Annotated in this window: 14 protein-coding genes; 3 read left to right on the top strand and 11 right to left on the bottom strand. The window is 67.9% G+C overall.

The genetic code is table 11. The annotated features are described in order from the left end of the window. Positions 1-1,072: 1,072 nt before the first annotated feature. From mnhG to QM721_RS14200, 11 genes are all read right to left on the bottom strand, one after another. The gene (mnhG, locus tag QM721_RS14250) at positions 1,073-1,483 is read right to left on the bottom strand and encodes a monovalent cation/H(+) antiporter subunit G (protein WP_415123128.1); all 411 of its coding nucleotides are present in this window, start codon (positions 1,481-1,483) and stop codon (positions 1,073-1,075) included. Then, a complete protein-coding gene (locus QM721_RS14245; RefSeq protein ID WP_415123126.1) occupies positions 1,480-1,800 on the bottom strand; it encodes a monovalent cation/H+ antiporter complex subunit F in 321 nt (106 codons plus the stop codon). The genes mnhG and QM721_RS14245 overlap by 4 nt, the downstream gene beginning before the upstream one ends. Then, positions 1,797-2,357 (bottom strand): Na+/H+ antiporter subunit E, encoded by a 561-nt coding sequence (locus QM721_RS14240; protein ID WP_415123124.1) that lies wholly within the window; start codon positions 2,355-2,357, stop codon positions 1,797-1,799. Before QM721_RS14240 ends, QM721_RS14245 begins: the two co-directional genes overlap by 4 nt. After that, the gene (locus QM721_RS14235) at positions 2,354-3,871 is read right to left on the bottom strand and encodes a Na+/H+ antiporter subunit D (RefSeq protein ID WP_415123122.1); all 1,518 of its coding nucleotides are present in this window, start codon (positions 3,869-3,871) and stop codon (positions 2,354-2,356) included. Before QM721_RS14235 ends, QM721_RS14240 begins: the two co-directional genes overlap by 4 nt. Beyond that, a complete protein-coding gene (locus QM721_RS14230) occupies positions 3,868-4,296 on the bottom strand; it encodes a Na(+)/H(+) antiporter subunit C (protein WP_415123120.1) in 429 nt (142 codons plus the stop codon). The genes QM721_RS14235 and QM721_RS14230 overlap by 4 nt, the downstream gene beginning before the upstream one ends. Beyond that, on the bottom strand, positions 4,293-7,253 hold the full coding sequence (locus QM721_RS14225; RefSeq protein WP_415123118.1) for a Na+/H+ antiporter subunit A: 2,961 nt from the start codon (positions 7,251-7,253) through the stop codon (positions 4,293-4,295). Before QM721_RS14225 ends, QM721_RS14230 begins: the two co-directional genes overlap by 4 nt. Positions 7,254-7,681: 428 nt before the next feature. Continuing rightward, on the bottom strand, positions 7,682-8,332 hold the full coding sequence (locus QM721_RS14220) for a uridine kinase (protein ID WP_415123116.1): 651 nt from the start codon (positions 8,330-8,332) through the stop codon (positions 7,682-7,684). Further along, positions 8,316-10,025, bottom strand: a complete 1,710-nt coding sequence (locus QM721_RS14215) for a type II CAAX prenyl endopeptidase Rce1 family protein (protein ID WP_415123114.1) — start codon at positions 10,023-10,025, stop codon at positions 8,316-8,318. Before QM721_RS14215 ends, QM721_RS14220 begins: the two co-directional genes overlap by 17 nt. Next, entirely contained in the window at positions 10,022-10,432 is a 411-nt protein-coding gene (gene ndk, locus QM721_RS14210; protein ID WP_415123112.1) for a nucleoside-diphosphate kinase, read from the bottom strand. The genes QM721_RS14215 and ndk overlap by 4 nt, the downstream gene beginning before the upstream one ends. Positions 10,433-10,465: 33 nt before the next feature. Continuing rightward, positions 10,466-10,801: a DUF4233 domain-containing protein gene (locus QM721_RS14205; RefSeq protein ID WP_415123110.1), complete on the bottom strand. Its 336-nt coding sequence runs from the start codon at positions 10,799-10,801 to the stop codon at positions 10,466-10,468. Positions 10,802-10,806: 5 nt separating this feature from the next. Beyond that, entirely contained in the window at positions 10,807-12,138 is a 1,332-nt protein-coding gene (locus tag QM721_RS14200) for a bifunctional folylpolyglutamate synthase/dihydrofolate synthase (protein ID WP_415123108.1), read from the bottom strand. Positions 12,139-12,650: 512 nt separating this feature from the next. Here QM721_RS14200 and QM721_RS14195 point away from each other — a divergent pair. The 3 genes from QM721_RS14195 to QM721_RS14185 are packed head-to-tail and all read left to right on the top strand — an operon-like array spanning position 12,651 to position 14,684. Next, on the top strand, positions 12,651-13,181 hold the full coding sequence (locus QM721_RS14195) for a MauE/DoxX family redox-associated membrane protein (protein WP_415123106.1): 531 nt from the start codon (positions 12,651-12,653) through the stop codon (positions 13,179-13,181). After that, positions 13,178-13,951, top strand: a complete 774-nt coding sequence (locus tag QM721_RS14190; protein ID WP_415123104.1) for a DsbA family protein — start codon at positions 13,178-13,180, stop codon at positions 13,949-13,951. The genes QM721_RS14195 and QM721_RS14190 overlap by 4 nt, the downstream gene beginning before the upstream one ends. Further along, positions 13,944-14,684: a DsbA family protein gene (locus tag QM721_RS14185; protein ID WP_415123102.1), complete on the top strand. Its 741-nt coding sequence runs from the start codon at positions 13,944-13,946 to the stop codon at positions 14,682-14,684. The genes QM721_RS14190 and QM721_RS14185 overlap by 8 nt, the downstream gene beginning before the upstream one ends. Positions 14,685-14,798 lie beyond the last annotated feature (114 nt).

The following is a 14,798-nucleotide window of genomic DNA, read 5'->3' as shown; positions in this document are numbered from 1 at the left end:
CAATCAACTCGCGGCATAAATACCGCACCTCTACCTTTTCGGGAACACTCCACTGTCGTGCTGACCAGCCAGAAAGGGTGCAGGTGTTGCTGTCGACTTTGGCGGCCAATGCTGCCTGGAGAGATCCCGACGCAACCTGCGCCACGCCTCTGGCGCTCGCTAATCTAATGAAGAGTCTGGATAAGCGGATAAAGATAGGATTGAAGTTCCGACGGGGGGGACTCCAGAACCCAGCCTTCATTCTCCGAAACAAGCAGGTTTGGCCACACGTTGCGCCTTGTATATGCGTAATGAACTGTCTCAACTGTTGTGGCCCATACATCCCAATCCCAGTCAGTTTCTGGGTGAAGTGTGCATCGAAATGCAGCGGAACCGAAGAGTTCCTGCGCTTGAGGTGGGGTTCCAGTGTGGAAGTAGCCCACAAGAACGACATCTTGAGGGCGATGAGCGACCAAGTCGAGGAATCTCTCAAGCCTTGGCCACGCGTCTTCACCGCCGCTCCCTTGTAGATGCATCACCACGCAGAGCGCGGATTGCGAATCCGACGCAAAGGGATTTCCCAGACTGGCGCGTAAACGCTCCGGCCAGCGCGCCAACTCTAATCTAGATTCTCCGGTACTGCCCATCCGCCGCCTCCCCCGCCACCATTTCCGACGCCCGCGATCGGAGTCGTCGCGCTGTACTGCCATGAGGACTGGGTGTTGACACGTCGCATCCGTATGTATCTGCATGCGCCGGGCTGGCGAATGCCATTCGTAGACGCAAGCAATCCTGCTCTCGCCAGCAGAGCTGTAGACACACGGAAGGGTCCACGCTTCATGATGACCTCCTCGAAGCTCCTAGGGTGCGCCAAACATACAGACATCGCCACTATCTAGCGAGGCTCCGCCTCAGACCGCGGGACAACTTTTCCGCTTCTTCGTTCCCATCAAGGACATCCTCTCCGGCGGACGCTGACAATGGGAACCCGCCAAGACGGTGTCCGGGCTACGGGGTCAACCTCACGCATCCAGTCTTCGCTGCGGGTGGGGTCGATCCCTGCCAACTCCATCGAACCGGGGACGACCCCCGCTCACTCCGATGACGGCCGGGGCCGGTCCTGCTCCCGCTCGGGCTGGAACTCCTCGTTGCGCACGAAACCCGCGTCACGCAGGTCGTCCGACAGTTCGTCGACCACCAGGTCGTCGGACTCCCAGGCGCCGGAGCGGTAGGCGGTGCGTCCGATCAGGTGGCCGGCCACCGGCGCGGTGAGCACCTGCAGCACCATCACCAAAGCCAGAGTGAGCCAGGTCTTGCCGTCGTGTATCGAGAAGCCGACACCGGCGAGCACCAGCAGCAGGCCGAATACCTGCGGCTTCGTGGCGGCGTGCATGCGGGCCAGAATGTCGGGAAAGCGCACCAGGCCCAGCGCACCGCCCAGGCAGAAGAAGGCACCGCCGGCCAGCAGTGCGGCACCGATCAGGTGAAACCACTCCTCGCTCACGCCGCACCCCCTCGGTCGCGGCGGTAACGCTGCCGATCGGCCGACTTGGGTGCCATCAGCCGGGCAACGCTGACGCCACCGGTGAAAGCGACCATCGACAACACCAGCAGAATCGGCAATGCAGTGGTGTTGTGGAACACCACCATCGACACCCCGATGCCGGCCAGCACGGTCGACACCATCACGTCGGCGCTGACGATCCGGTCGAGGGTGGACGGGCCGTTGGTCAGCCGCCACAGGGTCAGCGCGGCGGCGGCCCCGATCATGATCACCGCCGCCCACAGCAGCACCTGGGTCAGCACGGCGACGACGCTCACGACTGCTCCTCTTTGCCACGCAGGGCGGCGATCTCGGCCTTGCTGCCCATCGCCTGGAGCACCCGTCGCTCCACCCGCACCGCCTCAGCCTTGGCCTTCGCGACCCCGTCGCTCGCGCGGACGTCCAGCAGGTGCAGGTAGAGCACCCGTGTCGCCCGGCGGGCGTCGATCACGATCGAGCCGGGCACGATCGAAATGATCTCGGACGTCTCCACCTGGTACAGGTCACTGTTGGTTCGCAGCTTCACCCGCACCACCGCCGGGTTGAAGTCGATGCGGGGGGCGAACGCCGACAGGGTCAGCCGCCACGAGGCCACGGCCAGGTCGCGCAGCACGGTCGCGCCCAAGACGACCACCCCGACCGGATGCAGCCGTCCGTGGTAGCGAATCGGGGGCAGCGGAAAGGTGACCGTGATCAGCCACGCCACGGCCACCCCGACCAGCAGGTCGACCAGCGAGTAGTTGCCCCACAGCACCACCCACACCAGCGCGAGCACCACGATCGCCCGCCACTGCAGCCGAAACCGCAGTCGGCGACGATAACTCGAGCCCTTCATCGCACCACCCCCGACAGCACGGCCTCGATGTAGGAGTTGCCCAGCAGCCCCAGCGCCGCCCGGTTGACGTAGTCGTACAGCGGGCCGGCCACCAACGTCAGCGTCAGGCCCAGCAGCACCAGCGCGGCCGTGCCGGCCACCATGATGCCGGGCAGCCGACCAGGCACCGCACCGTCATCGGAGGGCCCGTGCGGGCCGAGCATCGGTGTGCCCCAGAACGCCCGGTTCCACACCTTGGCCACCGTGTACAGGGTGAGCAGGCTGGTCAGCACGCTGCCGGCCACCAGTGCCCAGGCCAGCGGGGTGCCGACCTCGACGCCCGCGCCGAGCAGGGCCAGCTTGCCGACGAACCCCGACAGCGGCGGAATACCGGCCAGGTTCATCGCCGGCACGAAGAACAGCACCCCCAGCACCGGCGAGAGCGAGGCCAGCCCACCCAGCCGGTCGAGCGACGTGCTGCCGCCGAAGCGTTCGATCAGGCCGGCCACGAGAAACAGCGACGCCTGCACGGTGATGTGGTGGGCGGTGTAGAAGATCGCCCCGGACAAGCCGGCCGGGGTGGCCAGCGCGATGCCGAAGATCATGTAGCCGATGTGCGACACCAGCGTGAACGACAACAGGCGCTTGATTTCGGACTGTGCCACCGCGCCCAGAATGCCGATCAGCATGGTGGCAAGCGCCGCCCAGCCCAACAGGTCGGTGAGCGGACGGTCGGGAAAGATCGCGGTCTGGGTTCGCAGAATCGCGTAGACGCCCACCTTGGTGAGCAGTCCGGCGAACACCGCGGTGACCGGCGCCGGCGCGGTCGGGTAGCTGTCGGGCAGCCAGAACGAGAGCGGGAACACTGCTGCCTTGATCGCGAAAACCACCAGCAGGAGCAGTTGAATCGGCAGGGTCACGTCGGGTGGCAAATCGGCGAACCGCAGGTTCAGTTGCGCCATGTTGACCGTGCCGGTGGCGGCATAGATCACGGCCAGCGCGGTGAGGAACAGTAGCGAGCTGACCAGGTTGATCACCACGTAGATCGAGCCAGCGCTGATTCGTTGCCCAGTGCCGCCCATGGTGAGCAGCACGTAGCTGGCGAACAGCAGCATCTCGAACCCGACGAACAGGTTGAAAAGGTCGCCGGCCAAGAACGCGTCCGACACCCCGGCGCTGAGCAGCAGAAAGGTGGGGTGGAAGATCGACACCGGGGTTTCGCGGTGCACCTCCTCCTCGTCCTGGCCGGTGGAATAGATCAGCACGCCGAGGGTGACCAGCGAGGCGACCGTCAGCATCAGGGCGGCCAGCCGGTCAGCAACCAGCACCACGCCCAAAGGCGCCCAGGCACCCACCCACAGCGCCTGCACACCGTAATTGTCGGTGATCCAGATCAGACCACCGGCCACCGCGCAGACCGCTACCAGGGTGAGAATCGACACCGCGCGCTGGGCCCGCGGACGACGTCCGAGCAGCAGGGTCAGCGCGGCCCCCAGCATGGGCAACAGCACCGGCAGCGGCAGCAGGTTGTTCATTCGCTCACCACGTCCGCCCCGGTGTCTGAGAACCGGATCTCTTCGAACGAGTCGGACGCTTCGTCGAGTTCGGCCAGTTCGCGAATGCGGGCGTCCTCGACGTCGTCAGCCACCTCGTCGTGGCCGTTCAGTTGAAACGACCGGTAAGCCATGGTGACCAGAAAGGCGGCGGTGGCCAGGGCGATCACGATGGCGGTGAGCACGAACGCCTGGGGCAGTGGGTCACTCATGTCCGCTTTGGCGGTCACCCCGATCAGGGGTGGGCCGCCCGCCCGTCCGGACGCCATTAGGAACAGCACGTTGACGCCGTTGCCGGCCACCATGACGCCCATCAGAATGCGGCTCAGAGAGCGCTCGGTGATCAGGTACACCCCGCACGCCACCAGCGCGCCGGCGATGATCGCCAGGGTCAGGTTGGGGCTCACGGCGCCACCCCCGACGTGCTGCCCGACAGCGCGGGCGGGCCCGCCTCGACGGCCGGATGTGCCCGGGTCGACTCCGGCTGCGGCACCGGTGCCTGGTCTTGCTCGGCCTGCACGTCGATGCCCGCACCCAGACTGCGGGTGAGATCGAGTACGACGCCGATCACGATCAGGTACACACCGATGTCGAAGACGGTCGAGCTGACCAGGTGCATCTGGCCGAAGAGCGTCCAGTCACCCCACGGCGTACGCAGATACTCCCAGCCGGGTATCACCAGCTCAAGGTCGTAGCTTTGAAAGATCTTGCCGCCGAGCAGGGCCGGGGTGACCGCGGCGAACACCGCGACGGCCAAGCCGATGCCCAGCAGCCGTCCGGCATCGAACGGGGCGGCCTCGTCGAGCTCGCGGCGTCCGGCGGCCAGGTAGCGCACCATCAGTGCGATGCCTGCAACCAGCCCCCCGGCGAAGCCGCCGCCGGGTGCGTTGTGGCCGGCGAGCAACAGGTAGACCGACACCAGCATCATGACCGTGAACATGATCCGAGTGACCACTTCGAAGATCAGCGAGCGCGAGATCGGGTCGAGTGCCCCGCTGGTCCGCAGCCACAGGCCACGGGCGCCGAAGGCCTGGTCGCCCTGCCGGGCCGCCACCCGCTGCACCCGCGAGCGCAGAAAGATCAAGCTGGCCACGCCGGTGGCGGCGATCACCAGCACCGAGATCTCACCGATGGTGTCCCAGGCACGGGTGTCGACCAGCGTGACGTTGACGATGTTCTTGCCGTAGCCGAAGCTGTAGGACGCCTCGTAGTAGTCGACCGAGACCGGCTCGGCCACCCGCGCACCGGCCGCGACGATCGCCAGCAGGGCGACGGTCAGCCCGACACCGGCAGCCAGAATGATGCGCCACCAGCGGGTGGAACCCAGCGGCCGGTTGGTGAAGTACTTCGGCAGCCGGCGCAGCACCATCATGAACACGATCAGCGACACCGTCTCGACCAGCACCTGGGTGAGCGCCAGGTCGGGGCCACCGTGCAGCAGGAACAGCAGCGCGGTGCCGTAACCGGTCACCCCCACCAACAGCAGCGCCCGGACCCGCCCGCGCGAGGTTGCCGCCAGCACGCCGGCCGTGATGATCAGCACCCCGACCAGCGCCTGCGGCAGGTAGTCGAACGGGGTGACCGAGGCCGGCCAGTGCACCGTCCACAGCAAGGAGCCACCCGAGAGCACCACCACGACGGCCAGCACGATCGCGGTGTAGCTGGCCAGCGAGCCGCGCTGCACCCGGGCGGTCACCTCGACGGCGAGAGTGTCGAGCTTGCGAATCGCGTCGATGTACAGTTCGTCGGCGCCCTTGACCACCGGAAAGGTGGCCTGGGCCGCGGCAATCGCCGAGCGCTGCCAGAACAGCACCGCACCCAGCCCGATGGCCAGCAGCGACAAGCCCAACGGCAGGCTCAGCCCGTGCCACAATGCCAGCCCGTGGCTGGGGTGACCGGTGCTCAAGGTGACCGAGTACACCTCGATCAGGCCGGTCAGCGGCCCACCGAGAAAGCCGCCGGCCAGGCAGGTCGCCGCCAGCAGCGCCGGCACGCTCACGAAGCCGACCGACGGCCGGTGCAGCGGCGGTGCCGTGACGTTGCGCTTGTCGGCGAACGCGCCCCACCACCAGCGCAGCGAGTAGCCGACGGTCAGCATCGAGCCGGCCACGACCGCGGCGAGCAGCAAGACCGCCAACGGCGGCGTGAGGTGCGTGCTGTCGCCGTCGTAGGTGACCAGGTAGCTGAGCGCCTCGAGGGCAGACTCCTTGGCGATGAAGCCGAGGGTGGGCGGCAGCCCGGCCATGGACGCCGCCGCCAGGCCCCCGATCACGGCCACCGCCGGCATGGCCCGGGCCAGCCCGGTCAACTGGGTGAGGTCGCGGGTGCCGGTGGAGTGGTCGATCACCCCCACCACCAGAAACAGGGTCGACTTGAACAGGGCATGACCGACCAGCATGGCGATGCCGGCCAGTGCCGCGGCCTGGGTGCCGAAACCGCTGAGCAGCACCAGAAAACCGAGTTGGCTGACCGTGCCGTAGGCCAGCAGCAGCTTGAGGTCGTTTTGCCGCAGTGCCCGCCAGCCGCCGACGATCATGGTGGCCGCGCCCAGCAGACTCACAGCGGGACGCCACAGCGGCACGGACGCGAACGCGGGGGCCAATGCCGCCACCAGGTACACCCCGGCCTTCACCATGGCGGCCGCGTGCAGGTAGGCCGAGATCGGCGTGGGCGCGGCCATGGCGCCCGGCAGCCAGAAGTGGAACGGCACCAGTGCTGATTTGCTCAGGGCGCCCACCAGCATCAGCAGGGCGGCGGCGGTGGCCACCGGGCCGATGGGTGGCGCGTCCAGAATCGCCGAGAGCCGAAACGAGCCGCTCAGCACGCCCAGCGACACGATGCCCACCAACATGGCCAGGCCGCCGGTGGTGGTGACGATCAGAGCGGTGAAGGCGGCCGAACGGTTGGCGCGGCGGGTCGGGTCGTAACCGATCAGCAGGTAGCTGAACACGGTGGTCAGCTCCCAGAACACGTACAGCATCACCAGGTTGTCGACGGTGACCAGGCCGAGCATGGCGGCCGCGAACGCGGTGAGTACGCCCATCGCCCGGCGGCTGGCAACCCCCGCGAAGTACCAGCGACAGTAGACCAGCACCAGTGCCCCGATGCCGGTGACGATCAGCGCCAGCAACCACTGCAGCATGCCCATGCGGTGGTCGATGCCAACACCGAGCTGCGCGATCCAGGTGGTTGACTCGGTGTAGTAGCCGCCGGCGATGACCACCGGTGCCAGCGTGAGCAGCCAGCCGAAGGCCAGCGCCGGCACCAGCGCCATCACCAGATAGCCGCGAGCGCCGATGCGCGCCGAGAGCACCGGCGCGCACAGTGCCACCGCCAGGTGGGCGACGATGATGGCGCTGAGCACGGCTTGCCTCTCTCGACCGGACGGACGGGGTTGGGGGGTGAATGGGTGAGTCTAGCGGGGCGCCGTCAACCGATGGTCGAACTGCTCGACGGCTTGGGCGTGCCGATCAGGACACCGGTTTCGACACGTTCCACGTGCCGCGGCCACGGCAACGAGGCCGCCTGTGGGTACCAGGCCTGCGGCATGCCCGCGGGCTTGGTACCAGCGGGTCGTGACGTGACGAGTGCTCGTGGCTGCCGTCCTCGTTTGCGCCGGCCGTGGCCAGGCACCTCGGTCGATGTTCGATGGAAGCTGCCGGCCGTTCAATGGGCACCCGGCGCGTCGGGGTGAGCGACACCGTCACCGTCCCAGGGTTGTTCCCAGAGCCGGTTGTTCCCAGAGCCTTTGCAGGCAACGAAATTCGCCAGTCGACCTGCTTGCGGAGCCGCTCAGAAGTTGTCGATCACCAGATCGGCCCGATCTGCCGGGTGGATCATCGCGATGTACAGCTTCTGGCCTTCGACGTAGCGGGCGATCCGCTGGTCGTTGGGGTCGTCCGGGGTGCCGTCGCGCTGAGCCAGCCGGTGCACCGACACCTCAAACGGGACTTCGAGCCACACCGACAGATCCCAGATCTTGCGACCCCGCGCGTTGCGCAGCCGGTTGCGGTGCAAGAACATGCCGTCGACGATCACCACGGCCTGGTCGGGCGCCACTTGCCAGGGCGGGCTGAGCGGGCTCTCGGTGGCGGGGTCGTACGACTTGGCCCGGTACCGTCCGCAGCCCTCGGGGCCCAGTGGGTCGAGCACGTCGTCGATGAACCGCTCGTAGTCGTAGGTGTCGGCCACGAAACCCTCGGGCGAGTTGCGGCCCTGCCGGTGCCTGATCGTCGGCGGATTGAGAAAGTCGTCGAACGAGATCCGAATCACGCTCAGCCCTGCATCGGTCAACTCGGCGGCCAACTCGTCGGCGAAGGTCGTCTTGCCTGCACCGTCCACGCCGTCGATGGCGACCATGGTGCGTCCGGCCCGCTGGCGGATGCGTGACCCCAGCCAGGGCAAGGCGGCCGCGCGGCCCAGGTGCTCAGGCTTGGTTTCCATGGTCCTGCCTCCACGGCTGTGGCCACGCCGCCGGTTGGGTGAGTTGCGGGGCAGATTGGGGTTCCGGACGGCGCCCGTCACCGGCCGCCATCGCCACCACGTTACGCCGCCGGGCCCGCCACAGCACCAGGGCTGCGGCGCCCAGCATGATCGCCACCTGAACCAGTACCCACGGGCTGCCCACTCCGGCTTCACGGTTGAACATCTCAGAGATGTCGCTGAACGGCAGAAAGGTCATCGACACCACATTGTTCACCACGTGCATGGCAATGGCCGCCTCAAGACCCCCGGTGCGCCAGACCAGCACCGAGGCGGTGACGGCGAAGAGCAGGTAGAACACGTTGAGCCACGGGTCTCCGGCGCCGTGCAGCCACATGAAAATGCCCGCCGTGACCACCGCGCTGACCACCAGCCCGGCCCTACGAGGCAGCCAGGCGCCGATCGCCCGGGCGCCCAGCCCCCGCAACAGATATTCCTCGCCGGCCGCCTGCAACGGTGTGGTGAGCAGAATGGCCGCGATCATGAAGCCGGTGGACGACGTGATCTCGAGGGCCGGCGGGCCACCCAGCACCACCTCGACCAGCAGGCTCAGCACGAACACCGGCAGCAGCCACGCCACGCACTCGCCGAACCAGCGCCAGCGAAAGCGCCCGACCACCGAAGCCATCCAGCGCGGACTCTGGCCGAAGCAGGCCCACTGGGTGAGGCCTGCGATCGGAACCGCCGCCGCCAGCGCGAGATTGTTGCCCAGAAAGAAGGCCGGTGTGGTCTTCAAGTCGTCCATCGAGGTGTAGTCGGCCCACGTGGTGTTGCCGACCGCGATGTCGTAGGCCATGGCTGCCCCGGTGAAGACCACGTTCGCCACCAGAAACAAGACCGCGGCCATCGCCAGGGCCAGCACCGGCCGCCACCACCGCAGGCGGGGGGCGCGCAGAAACTCGTGGTACTGGCGCGGCTGGTCGGGCAGCGCGGACGGCTTCGGCTGGGGCATGTGCGGCCCCCAGGGTTGGGCGGTCGGCTGGGCGCCCAACGGATAGCCCAGTGCGCCCTTCGGGTCAGCGGCTGGATCCACCGCGTAGCCGGGTGCGTCGACCGGGTAGCCGGGTGTGCCCGAATGATCCGGCGTTGCAAAGCGGCCGCGCGTTCCCGAATAGTCCGGCATTCCCGAGTGACCGGGTCCGTCCACGTAGTCCGGCATTCCCGAATAGTCCGGCGTTCCCGCGGGCTGGGGCGCAGCCCCGCCTTCTGGGTAGCCGGGCATGGCAACCGGAGCGCCCGACGCCCTCACTGGGGCGCCCGGCGTACCGTGCGGGTTGCCCGGGTTGCCCAGGTTGCCCGGGTTGCCCAGGTTGCCCGAGTTGCCCAGGTTGCCCGAGTTGCCCAGCGAACCCTGCGAGTAGCCCGACGGACCAGCCGGGTACCCCGGTGATCCCTGCGCATAGCTGGGCATCCCCATCGAGTGGCCCGGCCCGCTCTGCGGGTAGCCCGACACCCCCGCCGAGTGACTAGGAGCACCCTGCGGGTAGCCCCGCTCGCCCTGCCCCGGCGGCTGGTCCACCCCGCTGCCAAACGCTCGTGTCGGCTGCCACGACTGCCCGTGCGGCGCCGGCACCCAGCCCCGACCCAAGGATCTCGGGGTGCCGCCGCCGTCCGCCACGTCGCCAGGCACGTTGGCCGGTGAGGGTTGGTTCACGACAGTCCCGGAAACCACAGCGCGATCTCGCGCTCGGCCGAGTGTGGCGAGTCGGAGGCGTGCACCAGGTTCTCCCGGTTCGACAGCGAGTAGTCGCCACGAATCGAGCCGGGCGCGGCAGCCACACCGTTGGTCGCGCCGTTCATGGTGCGCACCGCTTCGATCGCCGCGGGCCCCTCGAGCACCACGGCCAGCAACGGCCCGGAGGTAATGAATTCGCGCAGTGCGGGGTACCACGGCTGCGCCACGTGCTCGGCGTAGTGCTGGTCGGCCATGGCCGCGTCGATGGTGCGCCAGTCCAGCGTCACGATCTCCAGGCCTTTGCTCTCGTAGCGGGCGAGCACGACGCCGACGAGCCCACGGCGGACGGCGTCGGGCTTGATGATGACGAAGGTCCGATCGGTCATGGTGCACCACCCTACCGGCGCGCCGGCATCGGCTCAGCCGGCGGCCTTGATCGCCTCGAGTCGCTTGCCGAGGGCGAAGGTGATCACGAACAGCACCAGGAACATGCCCCCCACGGCGAACATCATCTCGACCACGAACCCCAGTGCCACACAGGCGGCCTGCGCCAACCAGGCGAGCACCCAACCGAACGGACGCCGCAAGGTACCGGCAGCGGTCAGGCAGAGCAGCAGCGCCAGCCCGCCGGCGCTGAAGGCCAGGGCCAACGACACACTGGAAACCTGGATCATGCCCGGAACGGCCAGCCCGCAGCAGATCGCCTCGAAGCCCAGAATCGCCGCGAGCACCCGGTTCATCGGATTGGTGGGCACCAACCTCACGATCGGCCCTCTCGCACCAGCAGCGCCCGGGCCTCGCCGGCGGCGATCACCGACCCGGCGATCAGTACCCCGGCCCCCGGGCCGGCCTCGTCGGCCAACGTCACAGCCAACTCGATCGCGTCGGCCATGCTGGACGCCACTCGTACCCGGTCGTCACCCACGATGCCCGCGGCTCGCTCGGCCAGTTTCTGGGCCGGCAGCGCCCGCGAGGTGCCCGCCACGGTGGTGCACACGATCGTGGTCATCTCTTCGGCGAAGACCTGCAGCAGGCCGTCCACGTCCTTGTCGGCCATCGCCGCCACCACGCCGATCAGCGGTGCGAAGGTGAACGATTCGGTGAGCGCGTCAATGGTGGCGCGGGCGCCGTGCGGGTTGTGGCAGGTGTCGAGCAGCACCGTCGGCGAGCGTCGGACGACTTCGAGCCGGGCCGGTGCGGCCACTGCCGCCAGCCCTTCGGTGACGATGTCGGACGCCAGTGGCTTGCCACCCAGAAACGCCTCGACGGCCGCCACCGCCAAGCCGGCATTGCGGGCCATGTGCGCGCCGAACAGCGGCAGCAGTACATCGTCCACGGGCCCACCGGCGGCATCAAGTCGCAGCACCTGCCCACCCACGCCCGGGGTGCGCTCCAGCAACGCGAACTCGATGCCCTCGCGGTACACAGTGGCACCCACCTCGGCGCAGCGTTCGATCAGCACCGCCGCCACCTCGGGGTGTTGGGCGGCCAGCACCACCTGCGATCCCGGTTTGATGATGCCGGCCTTCTCGCGGGCGATCTCGGTGAGCGAGGTGCCCAGCAGGTGGGTGTGGTCGTAGTCGATCGGGCAGATCACCGCTACCGCGGCGTCCATCACGTTGGTGGCGTCGGTGCGGCCGCCGAGGCCCACCTCGACCACCGCCACGTCGACCGGCGCCTGAGCGAACGCCTCGTAGGCCAGCGCGGTGATCACCTCGAAGAAAGTCATCGGCACCCCGTCGATGGCCCGGACGTCCACCAGGTCGTTCAGCGGCTGGGTGTCGGCCACCAACGCGTCGAAGGTGTCGTCGGCGATCGGCTCACCGTCGATACAGATGCGTTCGTTCAGCTCCACCAGGTGCGGGCTGGTGAACCTGCCCGTGCGCAGGCCCAGCGAGCGCAGCAGCGCGTCGATCATGATCGCGGTGCTGCCCTTGCCGTTGGTGCCGGCGACCTGAATCACCGGGTAGGCCCGCTGCGGCGAGCCGAGCAACTCGCACAGGGCCTCGACCCTGGCCGTCCCGGGTGCGATGCGGTGCTCGGGCCAGCGGGCGATCAGCCGCTGAACGATCTGCTGGTGTGTCTCGGCCATGGTGGTCTCAGCCTAATGCCAGCCGTCCGCCACCCGGCGAGCAGACGCCCCGACAGCCCGTCCGACCCCCCAGCCTCCAGCCCCCAGCCCCCCCAGCCCCGACGTTGCTCAGGTTCGGGTTCGTTGCAGGGGTTTGAACCTGCGCAACGAAGCCAAACCTGAGCAAGGTGGACGGGGCCGGGCCCGGCCCGGCTGTCCGGTGCCCGGTGCCCGGTGTCCCATGGGGCCGGTGGGGCCGACGGGTTCGGCCTCGGGTTCGCCACCAGCGCGGAGGCAGCGCGAGCGGCGCGTCCGGAGGGGCGTCTGGCATTGGCACCTCCGCCTGGCCGACACCCGGCACCGCAACGCCTGCCCCGACGTTGCTCAGGTTCGGGTTCGTTGCAAGGGTTTGAACCTGCGCAACGAAGCCAAACCTGAGCAACGTGGGACGGGGGCGGGCTTCCCGCCCCTGCTGCCATTCGATCAGACCCAAGCCCGATCCACGGATCGAGGCTTCGCCTACAATGCGATGCATGCTGCACCCACCTGCCGGACGCCGCTGGGTGTGTTGGGCGACATTCGGCGCGCGGCAGATCCTGGGCATCACCCTTATCGTCGCCGGGGCACTGAAGCTGCCCTGGCCGGAGGCGTCCGTTCAAGCGGTGCGGGCCTATCAACTGCTGCCTTTCGACATCACCCGGCCGGTCGGCTACGTCCTGCCGGTGCTTGAGGTGGTGATCGGCCTGCTGCTGGTGCTGGGCTTGTTCACCCGCCTGGCGGCCTGGCTCGGCGCGCTCACCATGGTGGCCTTCATCATCGGCATCTCGTGGGTTTGGGCAAACGGCATCTCCATCGACTGCGGCTGCTTCGGCGGTGGCGGCGCCAGTGAGAACGGCATGGCCCAGTACCCTTGGGAAATCGCACGGGACGTGGGGTTGCTGGCCTGCGGCGTGTGGGCTGGGGTCTTCCCCCGCTCGCCGCTGGCATTGGACAACTGGCTGTTCGCAGTCGGACCCACCCCGGCCGAGGCCGACAACGAACAACGCGAGGAGTCCCGAGCATGACCCAGAGCCGACGCGAAGCCCTTCGCCGCCAGCAAGAGGCGCAGGCCCGCGCCAAGCGCATGCAGCGCATCTTCATGGTGGGCGCCATCGTGCTCGCGGTCGTGGTGGTCGGGGTGTTCGGCAGCATCTTCTTCAGCCGGCTCAACCAGAGCGACACCACCAGCACCGGCACCGCGGCCACCCCGGCCAATGCCACCTCGGATGGCAGCGGCATTGTGGTGAACCCGGGCGCGTTCAAGGATGGTGTGCCCAAGGTCGAGATCTTTCTCGACTACCAGTGCCCGATCTGCAAGCAGTTCGAGACGACGTTCGGCGGCACGCTCGATGACATGGCCAGCAAGGGCGAGATCGAGTTGATCTACCGCACCATGACCTTCCTCGACACCAACCTGAAGAACGACTCGTCGCTCAAAGCGGGCATCGCCGCTGCGTGCGCCGACAACGCCGGCGCCTACAGCGCTTACCACAACGCGATCTTCGCCGGGCAGCCGACAACCGAGGGCGCCGGGTACACCACCCAGCAGTTGCGCGTCGACTTCCCCGCCACCGCGGGCATCACCGGCGACAAGCTGACCGACTTCCAGCAGTGCTACGACACCCGTGCCACGTCCGCCTTCGTGAATGGCACCAACGAGAAGGCCTCGGCCGCCGGCGTCACCTCGACCCCGACGCTCATGGTGAACGGCACCAAGCTCGACAACAACACCGTCTTCCAGCAGACCACCGACGCCTTCCGCCAGACGGTGCTGAGCACCAAAGCCAATGGCTAACTCGTCGCAGCGCGAACGACTGCGCGCGGCGCAGGTGGCTGATCAGAAGCGTCGCAGGGTGCGAGTCGGGGCCGCGATCGGCGTCGGCGTCGTCGCCCTGGTCGCCATCGGGGCGATGATCTGGTCGTCGCTCGGCGCGGCGAGCCCGGGCGCGGTGCGTCCGCCCAATGCCACCGCCGCCGGTGACGGCATCGTGGTGAACCCGAGCACGGCACAGCCGAATGCCCCCGTTGTGGGCCTGTACTTCGACTATCAGTGCCCGCACTGCGTCACGTTCGAAGAGAAGTACGGCCTCACCCTCAACAACCTGGCCAACGCCGGCGACATCGAACTCGTGCATCACACCAAGGTGTTTCTCGACAAGGGCAACGCCGATGGACTGTCACACAAGGCCGCCAACGCCGCAGCCTGCGCCGATGTCGCCGGCGTCTACAAGGACTACCACCAGGGCATCTTCACCTCGGCCTATCAGGGCGCCTACACCGACGAACTGTTTCGGGTGACGCTGCCCGAACAGGTGGGCATCACCGGCGAGGCGCTGACCACATTCCAGGCCTGCTACGACAGCAAGACCATGGCGAGCTTCGTGCAGGGCGTGGAAGACGCGGCCGCCAAGGCCGGCGTCACCAGCACCCCGACACTGATGATCAACGGCAAGGCGCAAGATCTGTCCACCCTGCCCGACGACGTTTCTCAGTTGAAGAGCTTCATCGACGCAGCCGCCAAGGGCTGACCACGCCGGAAGGAGTGGACCTACCGCGGCGCCGGCAGAGGCGGACGAGCCGATCAGCGCAGCCCCGCTGGCTGAACTCCGGGATTTGTGGTTGGGGAGCCGCACGCGGGTTCT

Origin of the sequence: Micropruina sp., assembly GCF_047602085.1 — a bacterium.
Lineage (GTDB): Bacteria > Actinomycetota > Actinomycetes > Propionibacteriales > Propionibacteriaceae > Micropruina.
This window is presented reverse-complemented; position numbering and strand designations above follow the sequence as displayed.